This window comes from Burkholderia sp. BCC0506 (assembly GCF_902833145.1).
Lineage (GTDB): Bacteria > Pseudomonadota > Gammaproteobacteria > Burkholderiales > Burkholderiaceae > Burkholderia.
Genome location: NZ_CADFEN010000001.1, coordinates 272,510 through 289,187 on the forward strand (window position 1 = coordinate 272,510; position 16,678 = coordinate 289,187).

Here is a 16,678-nt window from a genome sequence, read left to right on the forward strand (position 1 = left end):
GCCCTTACTCACACTCGAGTCCGGCAGCCGCCAGCGGAGGCGGCGACACAGGCCGCGCGAGCGGACTGCGTTGGGCTGACGCGTTGTCGCGATCGCGGCCCGACGGCACGGCTTCGAGGCGATAGCCGTGCGTGTAGACGGAGCTCAGGCGCAACCCGTTCTCGGGCCCGAGCGCGAGCTTTTGCCGTATCCGGTAAATGTGGGTGTCGAGCGTGCGGGACTCCGGATCGAGCTCGCGCCCCCACGTGCTCATGCACACCAGCTTGCGCGACAGCAGCTTGCCGAGGTTGCCGAAGAAGAGTTCGGCAAGGTCGAATTCCTTCGGCGTGAGCCTGATCGGCGCGCCGCGCAACAGGATCGTGCGCTCGCGCGGGTTCAGCACGTAGTCGCCGGCGCGGATCAGGCCGGGGCGGTCGGTATCGCGCGCCGAGCGCTTCAGCAGCGCGTTCACGCGGCTCGCGAGTTCGCCGGCGCGAAACGGCTTCGTCACGTAGTCGTCGGCGCCGGCATCCATCGCCAGCACGATGTCGTCTTCGAGCGCCTTGCTCGTCACGAACAGCACGGCGGGCGACGTGCCGAGCGTGCGGCGAATCCAGTACAGCACTTCGAAGCCGCTCATCGCGGGCAGCAGCCAGTCCAGGATCACGAGGTCGAACGGCTGCGCGCGCAACAGTCCTTGCGCCGACGCGCCGTCATGCACTTCCACCACCTCGTGTCCAAGCGGTGCCACGACGCGCGCCGCGGCGCTCGCATGAACGGGATCATCTTCGACTATCAGCACACGCATCGGGGCGTCATCCTTGTCACAAGCACGTGGGCGGCACCGCACACGTCGTCATTTCGTCCTTGGTCGCGGCCGCGCGCGTGCCGGCGCCAGACCGATGGACGCACGCCGGCCGGGGCCGGGCGAGGCAGGGGAACGGGCGCGCCATGGGTTCTGCGCACCCGGGGAGAAAACATCGAACCGCGCGATCCGCGCGCGCCCTGCTGCGGCGAGCGCGCTACGCAGTCATGGCCATCTGCGGTGAGCCTTCGCGTTCGGGATCCGATGTCGAACGGCGCCGGAGCAGGGCGCGCGTGGAAGGGCTAATTGAGGTAAATGTCGAGCATGTTTAAGGGCGTTCTGCCGGGCTCTCAGCATCAGGATGCTCATGGTTGCCATGCCCTCGTCAGGCTGCGGGTGTTTCGATCGTGCTTGGGTCGGCCGCGTGGCGCGGTGCGTGTCGCGCAGCGAATATCGGTGCGCTCCTCGGTCATGCCGTGCGCAATTTTTTCCGATTCGGCGATACGGTCGCTGCTGGCGTGACAATGGGCGGGAACCCAAGTGTCGGCGGATTTTCGCACAAGGGTCAGGGTTTGTCATGCGACGACAGACGTTGAATCGTCGTCGCGGCAACGCGCTCGCCGATCACCTGCCCGTGACCGGCGGCAACGGGCCGATCAGGCGGCCGGCGCGACCGATGCGCCCGCGATGCCGTGCCGGCGCAGCGAATCGGCGACGAAGCCCGACGCCTTCATGTCCTCGACGAATGCGGCCAGTGTCGCCGCGGCCGCGGCGCCGCGGCTCTTCGGCACGCCCATCGCCTGCCGGATCACCATGAAGCGCGCGTCGAGCAGGCGCAGGCCGGGCGTTTTCGCGGCGTCGGCTTCGAGCTGCTGCTTCACGCCGGCCGCCACTTCGAGCCGCTGTTCGACGAACGTCGGTACGACCGCCTGCGACGTCGGTGCGCGCACGATCTGCGCGGCCTTCAGTTCGCGGGTGAGAAACAGGTCGTAGGCGCTGCCCTTGCCGACGGCCACGCGGTTGTGCGGCTGGTCGACGTCCGCGTTGGTGCGGATCGACGATGCGTCCGGCACGAGATAGAAGCCTTCGATCAGCACGTACGGCGCGGTGAACGCGACCGTTTCGCCGCGCAGCGGATCGACCGCGAAGAAGCCGAAATCGGCGCGCTCGTCGGTCAGCGCCTGCACCGATTGGCCGGCGGTGTCGAACACCACGAGTTCGAGGTCGGCCGACAGGCGCTCGGCGAACGCACGGGCGAGGTCGATCGATACGCCGAACGGTTCGCCCGTTGCCGGGTCGCGGTTCGCGAGGATCGGATTGCCGAGGTTGATCGAGGCGCGGAGCTTGCCGGTGGGCGTGAAGGCGGAGACGACAGCGGGAGCGATGGGCATGAGCGGACTCGCGGGAGGCGTAGGGTCGGTCGGGTGACGGGATGCGCGACGGTGCGTCGATGTCGAGCTTATCACCCGAACGCCGGGCGTAGCGTATCGCGGCGCGCACGGCGCGCGATGGAGACGGAGCGGGTCGGCGAACGCCGACGGCGCGGTTGCATCGACGATCGCCCGCGACGCTGGAGCGAAAGCATGCCGGCGCACGGCATTTCAGGGATCAGACACGAGTTCGTAGCGATCTCTACAGAATTGCAGCTTTCGCGACGGCCCATTATGCTGCCGTCATGAATCCCGTCCCGACTTCGTGGCTCCTGTTGATCGTCAGTCTGCCGACTGCCGGCGCGACCGCGCGCATGCGCATCTGGCGTACCGTCAAGGCGCTTGGCTGCGGCGCACTGCGGGACGGCGCCTACCTGTTGCCCGCGCATGCCGAGCAGGCGGCGCAGTTGCGTGAGCTCGCCGACGAGGCCCGTAACGGCGAGGGGCAGGCGTGGTTGCTGGATGTCCGTGCGGACGACCCCGCGGACGAAGACGCGTACAAGGCGCTGTTCGATCGCGCGGCCGATTACACGGGCTGGCTTGCCGAGCTTTCGGAGGCTCGCAAGACGCTGCCCGAACTGGCGGCAGCCGATCTCAATCGCGTGCAACGCCGCCACGCTCGCACGTACGAGGCGATTCGGAGCATCGACTTCTTTCCCGGCGAAACGTCGCTGCGCGCACATGCGCAATGGCGGGATTTCACCGCCGCGATCGAAGCGTTGCGCTCTCCCGGCGAGCCGCATGCCGCCCAGCGCGGCATCCCGCGCCGCGACCCTGCGCAATATCAGGGAAGGCTGTGGGCGACGCGCCGTCACCTGTGGGTGGATCGCGTCGCCAGCGCATGGCTGATTCGGCGTTTCATCGATCCGCATGCGCGCTTCGTGTGGCTGGACAACCTCGCCGATTGTCCGGCCGACGCACTGGGCTTCGATTTCGACGGCGCTCCGTTCACGCATGTGGGCGATCGCGTGTCGTTCGAGGTGCTGGTCGCGAGCTTCGGCCTCGGCGACAACGAAGGGCTCGTCCGGCTGGGGGCCATGGTGCATGCACTGGATGTCGGCGGCGCCACCCTGCCGGAAGCCGGCGGATTCGAGGCCATTCTCGCGGGCGCCCGAAAGCGCGTGGCCGACGACGACGCGCTGCTGGCCGAGATCGGCGCGGTACTCGATTCGTTGTACGTACATTTCCGTGGCAATCGAAAACCCTGACCTTTCTGCGCGCCTCGACATGACTACACATCGCGACCGCCCGGCCTATACGCTGTGGCAACTGACCAGATACTTCGCGTGGCTCGGCGCGACGGGTTTCGGCGGGCCGGTCGCGCTCGCCGGCTACATGCACCGGGACCTCGTGGACACGCGCCGATGGATCGCGGACGCGGACTACAAGGAAGGCCTGGCGCTCGCGCAACTCGCACCGGGCCCGCTTGCCGCGCAACTGGCGATCTATCTCGGCTACGTGCACTACCGCATCGTCGGCGCCACGATGGTCGGGATCGCGTTCGTGCTGCCGTCGTTCCTGATGGTGGTGCTGCTCGGCTACGCATACATGCGGTTCGGCGGCCTGACGTGGATGCAGTCGGTGTTCTACGGTGTCGGCGCGGCGGTGATCGGCATCATCGCGATCAGCGCGCGCAAGCTGACCGCGAAAAGCATCGGTCGCGACAAGCTGCTGTGGGCGATCTATCTCGTGCTGGTGGCCGTGACGGTGATCACCGAATCGGAAGTGGCGTGGCTGTTTCTCGCGGCCGGCCTGCTCGTCTGGTTCACGCGCGCGCCGCCCAGGTGGCTACGCCAGCGCCGCGTCAATGCGGCGGTGGCGTTGCCCGTGTCCGCGACCGGCGCCTGGCTCGGTATCGTCGACTGGCCGCAGCTCGCGCAACTCGCCGTTTTCTTCGCGAAGGCCGGCGCGTTCGTGTTCGGCTCGGGGCTCGCCATCGTGCCGTTCCTGTATGGCGGCGTGGTCACCGAGCACCAGTGGCTCAACGAGAAGCAGTTCGTCGACGCCGTCGCCGTCGCGATGATCACGCCCGGCCCGGTCGTCATCACGGTGGGCTTCATCGGCTATCTGGTGGCGGGGCTGCCCGGCGCGTGCGTGGCGGCGGCCGGCACGTTCCTGCCGTGCTATCTGTTTACCGTGTTGCCGGCGCCGTACTTCAAGAAGTACGGCCGGCTGCCGGCGATTCTGGCATTCGTCGATGGCGTGACGGCCGCGGCCGTCGGCGCGATCACGGGGTCGGTGATCGTGCTGGCCCGACGTTCGATCGTCGATGTGCCCACCGCGTTGATGGCGCTCGCGACGATCGTGCTGCTGGTCAGGTTCAAGAAGCTGTCGGAGCCGGTGATCGTGGGCGGCGCCGCGGTGATGGGCCTGATCGTGTATCCGCTGCTGCATCATTGACCACGGAGGCCGCCATGCAATGGATTACGCGACAACGTCCGAAGATCGACCGGGTGGCGTGCCCCTGGCTCATTGCCCGTTTCATCGACGAGACGCCCGAGTTTCTGTACGTCCCGCCGGGCGACGTGCTGCGGATCGCGAACGAGACCGGTGCGATTCCGTACGACATTCCGGACGTGGAGCTGACGCACGTCGGCGAGCATTGCAGCTTCGATGCGTTTCTCGACAAATACGGTCTGGCCGACGATCACGCGTTGCAGCACATGGCCCGCATCATCCGCGGCGCGGATACGTCGCGGCTCGACCTGACGCCGCAGTCGAGCGGGCTGTATGCGATTTCGCTTGGACTGTCGGACATGTTTTCCGACGATCGCGAGATGCTCGAGCATGGTCTGGTCATGTACGACGCGCTGTATGCGTGGTGCAGGCATTGTCAGGCCGAAGGCCATGCGTGGCCGCCGAGAATGGCGCAGTGACGAGCCGCGGAGCGCGGTTCATGCGGACGTCCGGCGCGGCCGCCGGTTTGCCCGCTCGATGGATGAAAAAAAGCCCGCGATGCGCGGGCGTTGCCTCAACAGTTGCCTTTCTTGGCCTGCCCCGGCGGACAGAATCCATTGCCCGGCCCGCCCTGCGGTGCGACCACGACCGGCGCGCCAGGGACATAGGCGACGCACCCGCCGAGCGCACCCACCAAGCTCGCCGCTGCGAGCAATGCGATAACCCCTTTTTTCACTTCGTTCTCCCGTTGGAAGGAAAGGGCCGAACGGCCCTTTCGATGATGCCGTCAGTTCGTCAGAAACTGAAGTTGACGTTGGACTGACTGGTCGTTGCGTTGACGTTCGCCGATTGGGTCGCGCCCGACGCCGCGTCGGCCTCGATCGTATATTGGCCCGCGGCAGCCGGCGCCGCGGCCAGCGCGACCGGCAGCGAACCCGAGTAGGTGCCGACGATCGGTGCGGCAGTGGGCACCGACAGCGAATAGGCGCCGGTGTCCATGTTCGCGTTGATCGACGTGATCTCGTAGGCGTTCGCATCGATCGTCTGCAGCGCACGCACGAAGGCGTTCGCGCTCGCCGTCACCGTACCGCCGACGGTGCTCATCGTCGAGGCCGGCAGCGTGATCGGCGCGTTCGACGCCGACACCGCCGTGGTCGTGTTCACGACGACCGGAACCGAGCGGACGATGCCCGATGCGAAGTTGTTCTGCACGATCACGACATCGTAATTGCCCTGCGTCGAACTCTGGATCAGCGGCGACAGCACGAACTTGCCGGAACTGTCGGCCACCGTGCCGCGGACGACCTTGCCGCCTTGTTCGGCATAGACGGTCGCGCCGGCTTCGGCGGATGCGACGTAACCGGAGATCGCGCCGCTCACGACGGTCGGGACCGCGGTGACGACGGGTTTCAGCGCATACGAGCCGTTGCCGCGCTGGACGATCGACTTGCATGCGTTGAAGTCGAGCACGAGATCGACGAGCGTGTTGGGCTGGACCGTGAACGGCTGGATGATCTTGTAGCCGCTTTGCGTCGCGCTCGGCGTGGCGAGCGCCTGTTCGGTGCCGCCGGTCGGGACGACCGAGTTCGCGAGGGTGTTGCCTTGATTCTGCGCGAGCACCAGGCGGACTTGCTGATACTGGCCGGCGGGCAGCGCGGTCTGGCCGAGATCGGCGAGCACGCCGTTGGTCAGCGACAGCAGGTCGATCTTCTGCGGCGTCGCGAGGGAAACGGTCGACCAGCCGGCATCGTTGTCGGCGGCGTTCGCGTTTGCATTGACGCGGACTTGCGAGACGGTGACGTACACATGATCGAAACCGCAGGATGGCGCATCCGTCATCGCGACGTGCAGCGTACCGGTTTGCGTGCCGCCGCCGTCGTCGCCGCCGCCGCAACCGGCGAGGACGAATGGGACGAAGGCCGCGCACAGGGCGCTCTTGATGAGATTGTTCATATGTCACCCCCCAATTGGGATCGTTATCGTGGGTGACGGGAGAATAGCTCGACCGCGGCTCACTATCTGGGCATCTTTGAAACGAACCGTAACATTCTGTTAGATCGGTCGGTTTTTACCGGGATGAGTCTCGCGTCGGAGCATGCCGGGCGGGTGGCGAAGGCGAGTGCTTCGTGCGGCGCGGCAGCAAGCGCTTTTGTCATACGTTTAGCGCCGCTTTGGGCGCAGGGTTGCATCTCGACGTCTTCCGCCCGCGGGTATGCCTGCATGATCGGCATGACGTTGACCATGAAAGCAGGAGGCTTGCCGGCTGTAACACTGAGTTGTCGGCAAAGTAGAGCCGCTCGTGACGGCAATCTGGCAAGATGCCCCGACTGACCGGAGACAGGTATCCCCATGCACATCGCAATCGTGACCTTCCAGGGCTTCAACGAGCTCGACTCCCTCATTGCGCTCGGCGTGCTCAATCGAATCAGGAAGCCCGGCTGGCGGGTCACCCTCTGTTGCCCGACGCCCTCCGTCACCTCGATGAACGGGGTAACCGTGCAGGCGCAGTCGACGTTGGCGGACGCGTGCACGGCCGATGCCGTCATCGTCGGGAGCGGCACGCAAACGCGGGAGGTCGTCAACGACGCGGCGCTGATGGCGCAGCTCCAGTTCGATCCTGCCCGGCAGCTCATCGGCGCGCAATGTTCGGGCACGCTGGTCCTGGCGAAGCTCGGCTTGCTCGGCACCATCCCGGCCTGCACCGATCTCACGACGAAGCCCTGGGTGATCGAGGCCGGCGTCGACGTCCTGGATCAGCCCTTCTTCGCTCGAGGCAACGTCGCCACCGCGGGGGGCTGCTTTGCTTCGCAGTATCTGGCCGCATGGCTCATCGCGCGCCTCGAAGGCGAGGACGCCGCGCGCAGCGCGCTGCACTACGTCGCGCCGGTCGGCGAGAAGGACGAGTATGTTTCCCGCGCGCTGACGAACATCAAGCCGTACATGCCGTAGTCCGACGGGAAACGGCGCAGCTCTCGTCGCAGCGGGCCGGGATCGGCGAGCGGGCCGGCTTCGGTGGCATTGCTCGCCGGCGTCGCCTCCAGCGCGGATTCACACTCATCGGGCGGAATGGCGCATGCGTCGCTGTCAGCCCGGCCCATCGCTCGCCGCCGCGAGAAGCGGCACGACCAGATCGCTGATCGGCGTCGGAATGCCGTGCGTTCGTCCGTATCGCTGCACGACGCCATTCCGGCAGTCCCATTCGAGCGGACGGTTGTCCTGCCGGTCGGCAAGAATCGACGTACCCAGATCGGGCGGAAAGCCATGGAATCCATCGATGATTTCCTGCGGCACTTCATCGCCCAGCTTCGCGCCCTCCGCACGCGCGACCGCCAGACATTCCCGCAGGTACGCGAGCGACAGTTCGGTGATATCGCGTCGCGAGAACATGCCGGCGCGGCGACCGGTCAGCACCATGAGCCCGGCAACCGCGTTCTGCAACAGCTTGCGCCACGCGAGCGAGATGAAATCGTCCGCCACCTCGGGCGCGCAGCGCGTGCCGCGCAAAGCCGACACCACCACGTGGCTCGCCGGCGTATCGGGCAGGGTGAGCCGAGGCTTGCCCCGCAGCCACACCGACGCGCCCGATTCGCGTTGCGCGGGAAACCAGACGACCGACGGCACGACCGTGGCGCCGGCCGCATACGGCGCGAACGCGGCTTGCTGCTCGACGCCGTTTTGCAGCACGCAGACGACGGTATGCGCATCGCACAGCGCGGCGACCCAGGGTGCCGCGCTCGCCGTCTGCGTCGACTTGACCGCAACGAACACGAGATCGACCTTTTCGCTGACCGCTTGCGGATCGGTCAGCACGGGCCCGGGCACGACGATCTCGCCGCCGTCGAAGCGCAGCTTCAGTTGCGCGTGCGCCGAGCGGCCGCACATCGCCGGCGTGCGGCCGGCTTCATGAAGGGCCGCGGCGACGGTCGTGCCGATCGCGCCGGGACCGACGAGGGCGACGCTCGGGTAGTCGGATTTCGTCATGGTGTTCATCCAGTGGAGTCGTCTGCCAGATGCGGGCGCAGTGCGAGGGCGAGCGGAAAAATCGCGAGGGCGGTCAAGGCGGTCGCATACGTGGCGCCATGCACACCGATCCTGTCGCCGAGGAAACCGTAGAGAACGGGCGATATCGCGCCCGATGCGATCGTCCCCGTGTAGAAGATCGCGAACGCGCGCTCGGTGCGCTCGGGCGCGGACATCTCCGGCACGGTTCCGTACAGCACCGACGACGTGCCGTTGAGCATCATGCCCAGGATCGGCAGCAGCACCATCGTCAGCGACAACGGGAGATACATTACCGCGATGATGCACGCGGCGGTACCCCCTTCCGTGAGCAGCACCGTCCGGACCATACCCATGCGCGCGCCGAGCCAGCCGCACAGGAATTTGCCGGCCGCACCGCCAATGAAAACGAGCGCAAGGGCCGTTCCCAGCAATTGCGGCGAGACGCCCTTCGCCTTCAGCAGGAAAGGCAGAAAGGTCAGCAGTCCCATGCGGACGGCCGTATCGAGCACGCCGATGGAAAACAGCGCGGGGAATCCGCCTGCTCCGGCGCCACGGTGGGCGCACGCGTGCGCGTTTGCCGTCGTCTTGCCGGCGGCGGCGCGTGGCACCACGGGAAACCACAGCGCGATGGCGGCGGCCACGACGCAGCCCAGTCCGGCGACGACCCACAGCGCGTGACGCCACGGCATCATCGTGACGAGCAGCGAGATGGCGGCCGGCAGCGCGGATTTCCCGAGATCGCCGGAAAAGTTGTAGATGCTCAGCGGGCCTCGCGCGTCGCGCCCGTAGAGGCGGGAGACGGCGCCCGATGCGATCGGATGCTGCGTGCTGGATCCGCCGCCTGAAATCGCCAGCGCGACGCCCAGGCCGAGCAGGCCACCCGACACGCCCGCGAGCGCATAGCCGAGCGCGGCGAGCAGCGTGCCGACCGCGAGGGTCGCGCGGCTGCCCAGGCGTTGGGCGAGACGCCCCGCCGACAGCTGCAGCGTCGCCATCGTGCCGGCATAGACGCCGCGCAGGATGGCGAGGGCCGCAAAGTCGAGCCCGAATTCCGCCTGCCACACGGGTAGCAGCGCGTAGATCATGTCCGTATAGCCGTCGTGCATGGCGTGCGCAAGGCAGGACAGCCACAGCACGCGCTGTCGGCGCGGCGCAGTCTCCTGCATGGCGGAAGGGGAAAAAACCGGCAGGCGCATCGTCATTCGCTCCGTGCGAGCGGTGCATGAAAACCGCTCGTGGTATCGCTTTCAGGCTCGATGTGCAAATTTTATGGCCGGCAGGATCGCCATTTCAATTGAGCTAAAATCGCGTCAACGGAGAGAAAAAGTCACGTCATGAGCGAAAGCCCGGAGGTTGCGAAGCATCGAGGCGAGTTGCCCCCGCTCAATGCGCTGCGCGCTTTCGATGCGGTCGCGCGGCACGGCAGTTTCGCCGGAGCCGCGGCGGAACTGCACGTCACCCACTGGGCCGTCGGAAAACAGATCAGGTTGCTGGAGGACTGGTTCGGCCTGCCGTTGTTCGACCGCCGGCCGCGCGGCGTTGCGTTGACCGACGAAGGGGCCGCGTTGCTGAATGACGTCAGCCACGCGTTCGAGCGGCTCGGTACCGCGGTGGTGCGACTGCGCCACAACACGTTCACGCACCGGATATCCGGCGTCGTGCGGGTGAACGTGCCGATGAGCTTTGCATTTTGCTGGCTGCTGCCGCGGCTCGCCGATTTCCATTCGCGATACCCGGACATCGACGTCAGGGTATCGACGACCTCGCGCAAGCTGCGCTATGTCGCCGACGCTTTCGATATCGGCGTGCGCTCCGGTCCCGAACACGGCGCGGGCGTCGTATCGCGCCCGTTGATGCCCGACCTGCGCGTGCCGGCCTGCAGTCCCGCCGTGCTGCGCCAGCATCCGATCCAGAGCGTGACCGACCTGCGCCATCACACGCTGCTGCATTCGGCCACGACGCGCGCCGCCTGGTCGCACTGGTTGAAGGAAGCCGGTGCGTCCGATCTGCGGGCCGCGCGCCACGTCGAATTCGATCACGTGAATCTTCAGCTCGGCGCGGCCGTCGAGGGGCTCGGCGTGGCGCTGGCATCGCTGCCGCTGATCGGACGCGATCTCGCCGAAGGGCGCCTCGTGTGTCCCGTCGCATCGCCCGTATGGCGTGCCGACGACTACATGCTGGTGACGAACGCCGATCGTGCCGACGATGCCGCGGTGTCCGCGTTCGAACGATGGATGGAAGGCATGGCGAGCCGGGAGGGCGCACCGGGCTCGCCGATCAGGCCGGCCGGCGCGGCGCCGGCGTAGCGCGGTCGCTACGCCGGGCCGGCGAGTCGACGATCAGAAGCCGTGGAACATGCCGATGTTGACCTGCACCTGGTTGCCGCCCGACGAGGTGTTGCCGAAGTCGGCGGCCGACGCCTGGGCGCCCTTCGCATGGACGTACGCGCCCATCGCATACAGCGCGGTACTCTTCGACAGCGAGTACGTCGCGCCCAGCGACACCTGGTTGATCGAGGCCATCGTGCGCCCTTCGGCCGCCTGCTTGGGCGTGGCCGCGGAACCGTAGACGTACGTGTAACCGGTCGCAAGGGACAGCGCCGGCGTGACGCGGTACTGCAGGAGCGCGCCGAGCACGTTGAAGTGGATCGACGGCTGGCCATCGTTGCCCTTGTACTGGGCGTTCGAGTAGCGCAGGCCAGCGGTGTACGGCCCCACCTGGTATTGCGCTGCGACTTGCGCGATGCCCGCGCTCTTGAACGCATTGCCGCCGTTGTAGCCCGAACTCGGATAACCCAGCGCGCCACCGAAGCTCGGTTGTGCCGTTGCGTTCAACCATCCGTTCTCGCCCTGGTTGGCCGCACGAAAGTAGCCGCCGGCGACCGTCAGGCCGCCTTGCGCATAGGTCGCGGCCGCCGACCACGATTGACCGGAGCCCGTTGAACCCGCAACGCCGCCGAACGAGTACGCGCCTTCGGCCTGAAAGCCGTTGATGATCGGCGAAATGTACTTCACGGCATTGTTCTGGTTCGTCGTGTTGTCGTTGTTGTCGACGTCGCCCGGCGTCGAGAAGGTCGACGCCGAAATGGCGTCGCCCGTCAGCACCTGGACCATTTCGGTCACGGCGTCGAGCTGGCGCCCCATGCGCAGCGCGCCGTACCGATCGGACGCGAGGCCGACGTAGGCCTGGCGGTTGAACAGCGAACGCGTGGCGCCGATCGGCCCTTGGCCGCCTATGCCGCCTGTCGCGATGTTGAAGCCATTCTCGATCTTGAATACCGCCTGGAGGCCGCCGCCGAGGTCCTCTTGCCCCCTGAGGCCCCACTTGTTCGAGCCGGAGGCGCCGCCATCGAGGCCGAACCGGCTGTGGCCATTGATGTTCGACGTATAGCCGATGCCCGCGTCGAGCATGCCGTACAGGGTGACCGACGACTGTGCCATTGCTGCCGAAGATGCTGCGAAGGCGGCAACAGCGATAACGCTGATGTTGATCTTCTTGTTGTTCATCTGCATTTCACTGTCAGGAGTGGTTTCGGGATGGATTGAAGCGGCTTGTGTCGTATTCGAATGCAGGCGACGGCGCACGACCTGCGCGTCGTCCTGGTCGCAACGGGCGGCGTCATGTTCGACAAACCGGCGTGCCCGATGCGATCACTTCGTGATCCTGATGATTCGGCGTAGGGAAGGTCGCACTGCCCGACCTGTCCTGCACCCCCGACAGAGCAAACCCCGCCACGGCGGCATGAAACGGGCTGGAAATGTCGGCGCTGCCTTGCGGACCGGCCAAGCGTCCGCTTCAGCTACCGGCGACGTACCCCCACCTTTTCGCCGAGCGCCAGTACGGCAGCGCGGTTGCTCTTTACAGGTGCAAAAACCATATCAGGAACATAAATTCCCGTCAAAATTTGTTTGATATAAGTTAATCTCGTTTGATGGCCTGACGCCCTAGGAATTTCCCTTATAGGCAGGTCGCGTGGATTGCGCGATCCGGGCCGAATTCGATCGTTCGGCAAGCCGAACGCCATCGCCGAAAATCGACGGCCGAGGTTCGTCCTCGGCAGCCGTTTCATTTTCTTCCGGTTGCGATAATCGAAACGGAGAAGGCGATTGTTTAATGCCTGTCTGTATTGAGCAGCAGCGGGTTTTACGCGCGTCACGGAGTTTCCGCACTGCGACTGCCGCTCGATATCGGCCTCGATGGCGAGCGGGCGTCAGTGATGGACGAAACTCAGCGTTCGATCCGGCGCTGCATTAGATAGAATTTCATGTCGTCGCGGCCGTGCATTGAAATCGGAACCGGATCGCGATCGAAGCCGAGCATTTCATAGAACCTGTATGCCGATTCGCGCGCCGTGCACCAGAGCAGCGTGCCACGCCGTTCGCGCACATGGCGAATGGAGAGGTTGACCAGCAGGCGCCCGAATCCCAGGCCGCGTACCGACGGATGGACGGCCATGCCGCGCAGGCGCCAGGCCTCGGCGTTCGACACGCCGGATGGTCCTTCTTGACATACCGATGCCACGGCAACGATCGTGTCGTTGTCACGGACGGCAAAATGCATTGTCGTTGGGGCGAGATCTCCGTGCAGCGCGCTGCCTTCCTCATCTCCGGCCATCAGGATTGCGGCTCTGAGGGGATACGTTTCTTCCGCACGGACGGCACAGATGGTAAAGCGCACATCTTTTGAAATCATATAATTATCGGCTCTCTTCGTGACGCGGATTTTCTTCCAATTCTCTTTCGGTATACCCACTCGCAAAATTAGCAGTTGCCGTGCGTTACCAGTAAGGGTAATTTCCTATCCGCAACGCTTTTTCAATCATACGCCAACTGCGATCACAGATGACGTCCAAAGTCTCGACAGATGCAGAGCTTGCCTACGAGGAGATCCGGTCACGGATCTTTGACGGCCGCCTTGCGCCCGGGCAGAAAGTATCGCACCGAGGCCTGTCGGATGAACTGGGCTTCGGCCAAATGCCCGTGCGCAGCGCATTGCATCTGCTCGAGTCCGAAGGGCTGGTCGTCGTCGTCGACAAGAGCGGCACCTACGTCGCGTCGCCGACCACGAGCGATCTGCGCGAAATTTTCGAAATGCGGCTGGCCCTGGAGAGCACGGCAGCGTTTCTGGCAGCGAAATCGGGCGCGACGGCCGGCCTCCGGGACGCGGCAGCCAAATTGCAGGAACTGCTTGACCGGGACGTCATGGACATCATGCTCGAGCAACGTATTGGCTGGGTATTTCATCAAGAGTTGTTCGCCGCCGCACGGAACGTCCGGATCTCATCGGCGTATGGTCTATTGCGGGCCCAAACCCTGGCCCTGAACGAACTTCCGCGTGGCGACGCCGAAACCGTTCGGCGCGGCACGATCGAGCACCTGCACATCTTTCACGCAATCGAAGCGAACAACGGCGAGCTGGCGCGTCAGCATATGTGGAATCACATCGTTGACGGCACGCCGGCACGGATAAAACTGCTAAAGGCGCGACATGAACACGAAAAATAAAGGGCTTTCCCTCCCGATGCAAATGCTTGGCGGACTGGTCCTGGGCGCCGCCTGCGGCGTGTTCGCGCCGGGCTTTGCCGCGAAGCTGGGCTTTCTGAGCGCGATGTTCGGCCACGCGATCAAGATGGTCGTCATGCCGCTGATCTTCCTGTCGGTCACGGTCGGCGTCTTTCGTGCGGGCCGGCTTCGCGAGCGGCTTGGCAAGGTCGCGCTGTCGAGTATCGGCTTCTTCGTCGTGATGACCGGCCTGGCCGCGTCGCTCGGCTTGCTGCTCAACTTCGCATTTCGGCCGGGCCTCGGCGCGAGCATGACGCACTCCGGATCGATGCCCGCCGCGCTCGCGTCCAGTATCGACTGGACGAAATTCCTCGTCGACCTGATCCCCGCGAACATCGTCGCCGCGCTCGCCGCGGGGAATTCGCTCCCCGTGCTGGTGTTCGGGGTGATTTTCGGCGCGGCGCTGTCGGCGGCCCCGGAGCGTGCCGAGCCCGCGATTGCCGTTTTCGAGGCGCTGCTGTCGGGGTTGTTCAAGATGGTCCAGTGGGTGATCGCGTGGTCGCCGCTCGCGATCTTCGCCGCGATCGCGCAGCTGTTGTCGGCCAAGGGCTTCAGCGGCGCGCACTCGCTGATCGAACTGCTGGGCGTGGCCTATATCGGCATGGCGGTTCTGGCGGTTGTCCTCACCGTCGTCATTCGTGTTGCCGGTCAATCGCCGCTCGCCGTTCTCAGGAAGGTCAAGGAACCGCTGATCCTGGGCTTCACGACGCGTTCGTCCGAAATCACCTATCCGCTGCACCTGAAGAAGCTGGTTGAACTGGGCGTGCCCTACGGCGTGGCGTCGACGATCCTGCCGCTGGCCTACATTTTCAATCGCGACGGTGCGGTGCTCTACACGGCCCTTGCGGTCGGCTATCTGGCCGACGCCTATCACCTTGCCTGGTCCTGGCCGCTGGTGATCACGATCTTGATCTTGACGATCATCACCATTGACGGCGCGGCCAACGTGCCTTCCGGGGCGATCGTCGCCATCACCATCGTGCTCACGTCGATCGGGTTGCCGGCCGATGCGGTGCTGCTGCTGTTGGGCGTCGACGCCTTTTTCGACATGGGAAGAACCGCTCTCAACGTGTATGGGAGCACGGCGGCCGCGGCCGTTGCGGTGAGGCTGTCCGGTTCGGACAGTATCGCCGCGGAAACCGTGACGCGTCAGGCAAGCGTGTAGGGGGGGCGGAAGCGACGGACGCCGCGCGTTTCAATGCCGCGTCCGTCCATTCGAGCCGCCGGGCAGGGCGACGAGAACGGACGGACACGCGTTCTCGTCGAGTTTCAGTGGGTGGAATGACGTATTTTTTGCCGGAGAAACATGATGATTGGTTCAGAGTCCGCAGATTTTTTCATGCTGCGTCTGGGCACGCCGCATCCGTCGTGGACCTTCACCGATGACAGCAACATGCTTGGCATCGGCGATTGCGACGGGGTGATGAGTGCCATGTTCGAGCTGGATCGCGACCAGGTCGCACAGATCAGAAGATTGGGCCAATCGGTGGAGAGAATCAGGTGTACGTGCGAACGCGGTGGCCGGGAGCTGCATTTTTATCTCCATGGCAGGCAGGTGTCCCAGGGCGTGTGGGTCGGCGTCGCGTCGGCCGATCCCGACTATCTTCCGAGCGACGCGACGATCGCGACATGGGAAGTGCCGAGGCCTGACGATGTCTTCACGCGTCCGGGCGTGCGGGCGCCGCTGATCCGATCGGTTAGCCTGGCCTAAACTGCGATCACAGTTTGGTGCGCGGCTTCGGACGGGACAGTCCCGGTTGTCGGGATCTGGCCGTTTGACTTGCCCCGTCTGTCTGCACGCGTACGCCGTTCAATGCATGTGGTTCTGGCACACACAACCTCGGATCGCCAGAACCGTTTTGCTGGCCGGATCACTGGCCAGCGCTTTTTATTCGTCGAACCGATTGCATCGGTTCGCTTGCTTCATGCTTGCTGACCGGGGACGAGGCGTGCCGCGTCGACGTCCCCGTTGAAGCCCGGCTGGCGCGGCAGCGCTACGCCGGGTCCTTTCTCCCGCACGAATCCGCCGTCCCATGCATCTCGCCTTCCTCCCCGTCACGCACGCCGACGCCGACACGCTCGTCGCGATCCGCATCGCCGCGATGCGCGACAGCCTCGAGCGCATCGGCCGTTTCGATCCGCAGCGTGCGCGCGACCGGTTTCTCGCGTCGTTCGACCCGGCGCTGTGCCGTTTCATCGAAGCCGATCATGCGCGTGCGGGCTTCTACACGCTTCGCCCGATGGCGGATCACTGGTTGCTCGACCACCTGTATATCGTGCCCGCGCATCAGGGGCGCGGTATCGGCGCCGCCGTGCTGCGTGCGCTCCTTGCCGAAGCCGACGAACAGCGGATGCCCGTTCGCGTCGGCGCGTTGCGCGGCAGCGACTCGAACCGCTTCTACGAACGGCACGGCTTCGTGCGCACCGACGAAGCGGAATGGGACATCTACTACCGGCGCGAACCGGGCACGGCAACGGCGTAGCGTTCGCGCGATGCATTCCGG

17 protein-coding genes are annotated in these 16,678 nt (G+C 65.4%); 9 read left to right on the forward strand and 8 right to left on the reverse strand.

Features of this window, described 5'->3' with window-relative positions; translation table 11 throughout:
* Positions 1 to 4 precede the first annotated feature (4 nt).
* The gene (locus tag HWX62_RS01130; RefSeq protein ID WP_175930834.1) at positions 5 to 787 is read right to left on the reverse strand and encodes a response regulator transcription factor; all 783 of its coding nucleotides are present in this window, start codon (positions 785 to 787) and stop codon (positions 5 to 7) included.
* A gap of 653 nt (positions 788 to 1,440) precedes the next feature.
* Entirely contained in the window at positions 1,441 to 2,175 is a 735-nt protein-coding gene (locus HWX62_RS01135) for a transporter substrate-binding domain-containing protein (RefSeq protein WP_175930833.1), read from the reverse strand.
* Between the two features lie 284 nt (positions 2,176 to 2,459).
* Between HWX62_RS01135 and HWX62_RS01140 the strand changes: the two genes are divergently transcribed.
* Genes HWX62_RS01140 through HWX62_RS01150 form a run of 3 tightly spaced genes read left to right on the forward strand, consistent with a single transcriptional unit; the run spans position 2,460 to position 5,090 of the window.
* Complete coding sequence (locus HWX62_RS01140; protein WP_175930865.1) at positions 2,460 to 3,422, forward strand: chromate resistance protein ChrB domain-containing protein; 963 nt, start codon at positions 2,460 to 2,462, stop codon at positions 3,420 to 3,422.
* Between the two features lie 19 nt (positions 3,423 to 3,441).
* Positions 3,442 to 4,614, forward strand: coding sequence for a chromate transporter (locus HWX62_RS01145; RefSeq protein ID WP_175930832.1), 1,173 nt, complete (start codon positions 3,442 to 3,444; stop codon positions 4,612 to 4,614).
* 14 nt (positions 4,615 to 4,628) lie between these two features.
* Positions 4,629 to 5,090: a chromate resistance protein ChrB domain-containing protein gene (locus tag HWX62_RS01150; RefSeq protein WP_175930831.1), complete on the forward strand. Its 462-nt coding sequence runs from the start codon at positions 4,629 to 4,631 to the stop codon at positions 5,088 to 5,090.
* A 316-nt stretch (positions 5,091 to 5,406) separates the two neighbouring features.
* Here the strand turns inward: HWX62_RS01150 and HWX62_RS01155 are convergent, their stop codons facing one another.
* A complete protein-coding gene (locus HWX62_RS01155; protein WP_175930830.1) occupies positions 5,407 to 6,564 on the reverse strand; it encodes a DUF4382 domain-containing protein in 1,158 nt (385 codons plus the stop codon).
* A 396-nt stretch (positions 6,565 to 6,960) separates the two neighbouring features.
* Here HWX62_RS01155 and HWX62_RS01160 point away from each other — a divergent pair, with 396 nt between their 5' ends.
* Positions 6,961 to 7,560: a DJ-1/PfpI family protein gene (locus HWX62_RS01160; RefSeq protein WP_175930829.1), complete on the forward strand. Its 600-nt coding sequence runs from the start codon at positions 6,961 to 6,963 to the stop codon at positions 7,558 to 7,560.
* Positions 7,561 to 7,695: 135 nt separating this feature from the next.
* Here HWX62_RS01160 and HWX62_RS01165 read toward each other — a convergent pair whose 3' ends face one another.
* A complete protein-coding gene (locus HWX62_RS01165; protein WP_175930828.1) occupies positions 7,696 to 8,592 on the reverse strand; it encodes an oxidoreductase in 897 nt (298 codons plus the stop codon).
* Positions 8,593 to 8,597: 5 nt separating this feature from the next.
* A complete protein-coding gene (locus HWX62_RS01170; protein ID WP_175930864.1) occupies positions 8,598 to 9,809 on the reverse strand; it encodes an MFS transporter in 1,212 nt (403 codons plus the stop codon).
* Between the two features lie 138 nt (positions 9,810 to 9,947).
* On the opposite strand from HWX62_RS01170, the gene gcvA reads away from it, so the two are divergent.
* On the forward strand, positions 9,948 to 10,919 hold the full coding sequence (gene gcvA, locus HWX62_RS01175; protein WP_175930827.1) for a transcriptional regulator GcvA: 972 nt from the start codon (positions 9,948 to 9,950) through the stop codon (positions 10,917 to 10,919).
* A 33-nt stretch (positions 10,920 to 10,952) separates the two neighbouring features.
* Here the strand turns inward: gcvA and HWX62_RS01180 are convergent, their stop codons facing one another.
* The 3 genes from HWX62_RS01180 to HWX62_RS01190 form a co-directional block, all read right to left on the reverse strand.
* Complete coding sequence (locus HWX62_RS01180) at positions 10,953 to 12,119, reverse strand: porin (protein WP_175930826.1); 1,167 nt, start codon at positions 12,117 to 12,119, stop codon at positions 10,953 to 10,955.
* Between the two features lie 293 nt (positions 12,120 to 12,412).
* Positions 12,413 to 12,769, reverse strand: a complete 357-nt coding sequence (locus HWX62_RS01185; RefSeq protein WP_175930825.1) for a hypothetical protein — start codon at positions 12,767 to 12,769, stop codon at positions 12,413 to 12,415.
* A 71-nt stretch (positions 12,770 to 12,840) separates the two neighbouring features.
* Positions 12,841 to 13,305, reverse strand: a complete 465-nt coding sequence (locus HWX62_RS01190) for a GNAT family N-acetyltransferase (RefSeq protein WP_175930824.1) — start codon at positions 13,303 to 13,305, stop codon at positions 12,841 to 12,843.
* 149 nt (positions 13,306 to 13,454) lie between these two features.
* Here HWX62_RS01190 and HWX62_RS01195 point away from each other — a divergent pair, with 149 nt between their 5' ends.
* The 4 genes from HWX62_RS01195 (at position 13,455) to HWX62_RS01210 (ending at position 16,657) form a co-directional block, all read left to right on the forward strand.
* A complete protein-coding gene (locus HWX62_RS01195; protein WP_175930823.1) occupies positions 13,455 to 14,117 on the forward strand; it encodes a GntR family transcriptional regulator in 663 nt (220 codons plus the stop codon).
* Positions 14,101 to 15,339: a dicarboxylate/amino acid:cation symporter gene (locus HWX62_RS01200; protein WP_175930822.1), complete on the forward strand. Its 1,239-nt coding sequence runs from the start codon at positions 14,101 to 14,103 to the stop codon at positions 15,337 to 15,339. The genes HWX62_RS01195 and HWX62_RS01200 overlap by 17 nt, the downstream gene beginning before the upstream one ends.
* Before the next feature lie 141 nt (positions 15,340 to 15,480).
* Positions 15,481 to 15,885, forward strand: coding sequence for a hypothetical protein (locus HWX62_RS01205; RefSeq protein WP_175930821.1), 405 nt, complete (start codon positions 15,481 to 15,483; stop codon positions 15,883 to 15,885).
* A 322-nt stretch (positions 15,886 to 16,207) separates the two neighbouring features.
* Complete coding sequence (locus HWX62_RS01210; RefSeq protein ID WP_175930820.1) at positions 16,208 to 16,657, forward strand: GNAT family N-acetyltransferase; 450 nt, start codon at positions 16,208 to 16,210, stop codon at positions 16,655 to 16,657.
* The last annotated feature ends 21 nt before the right edge of the window (positions 16,658 to 16,678 follow it).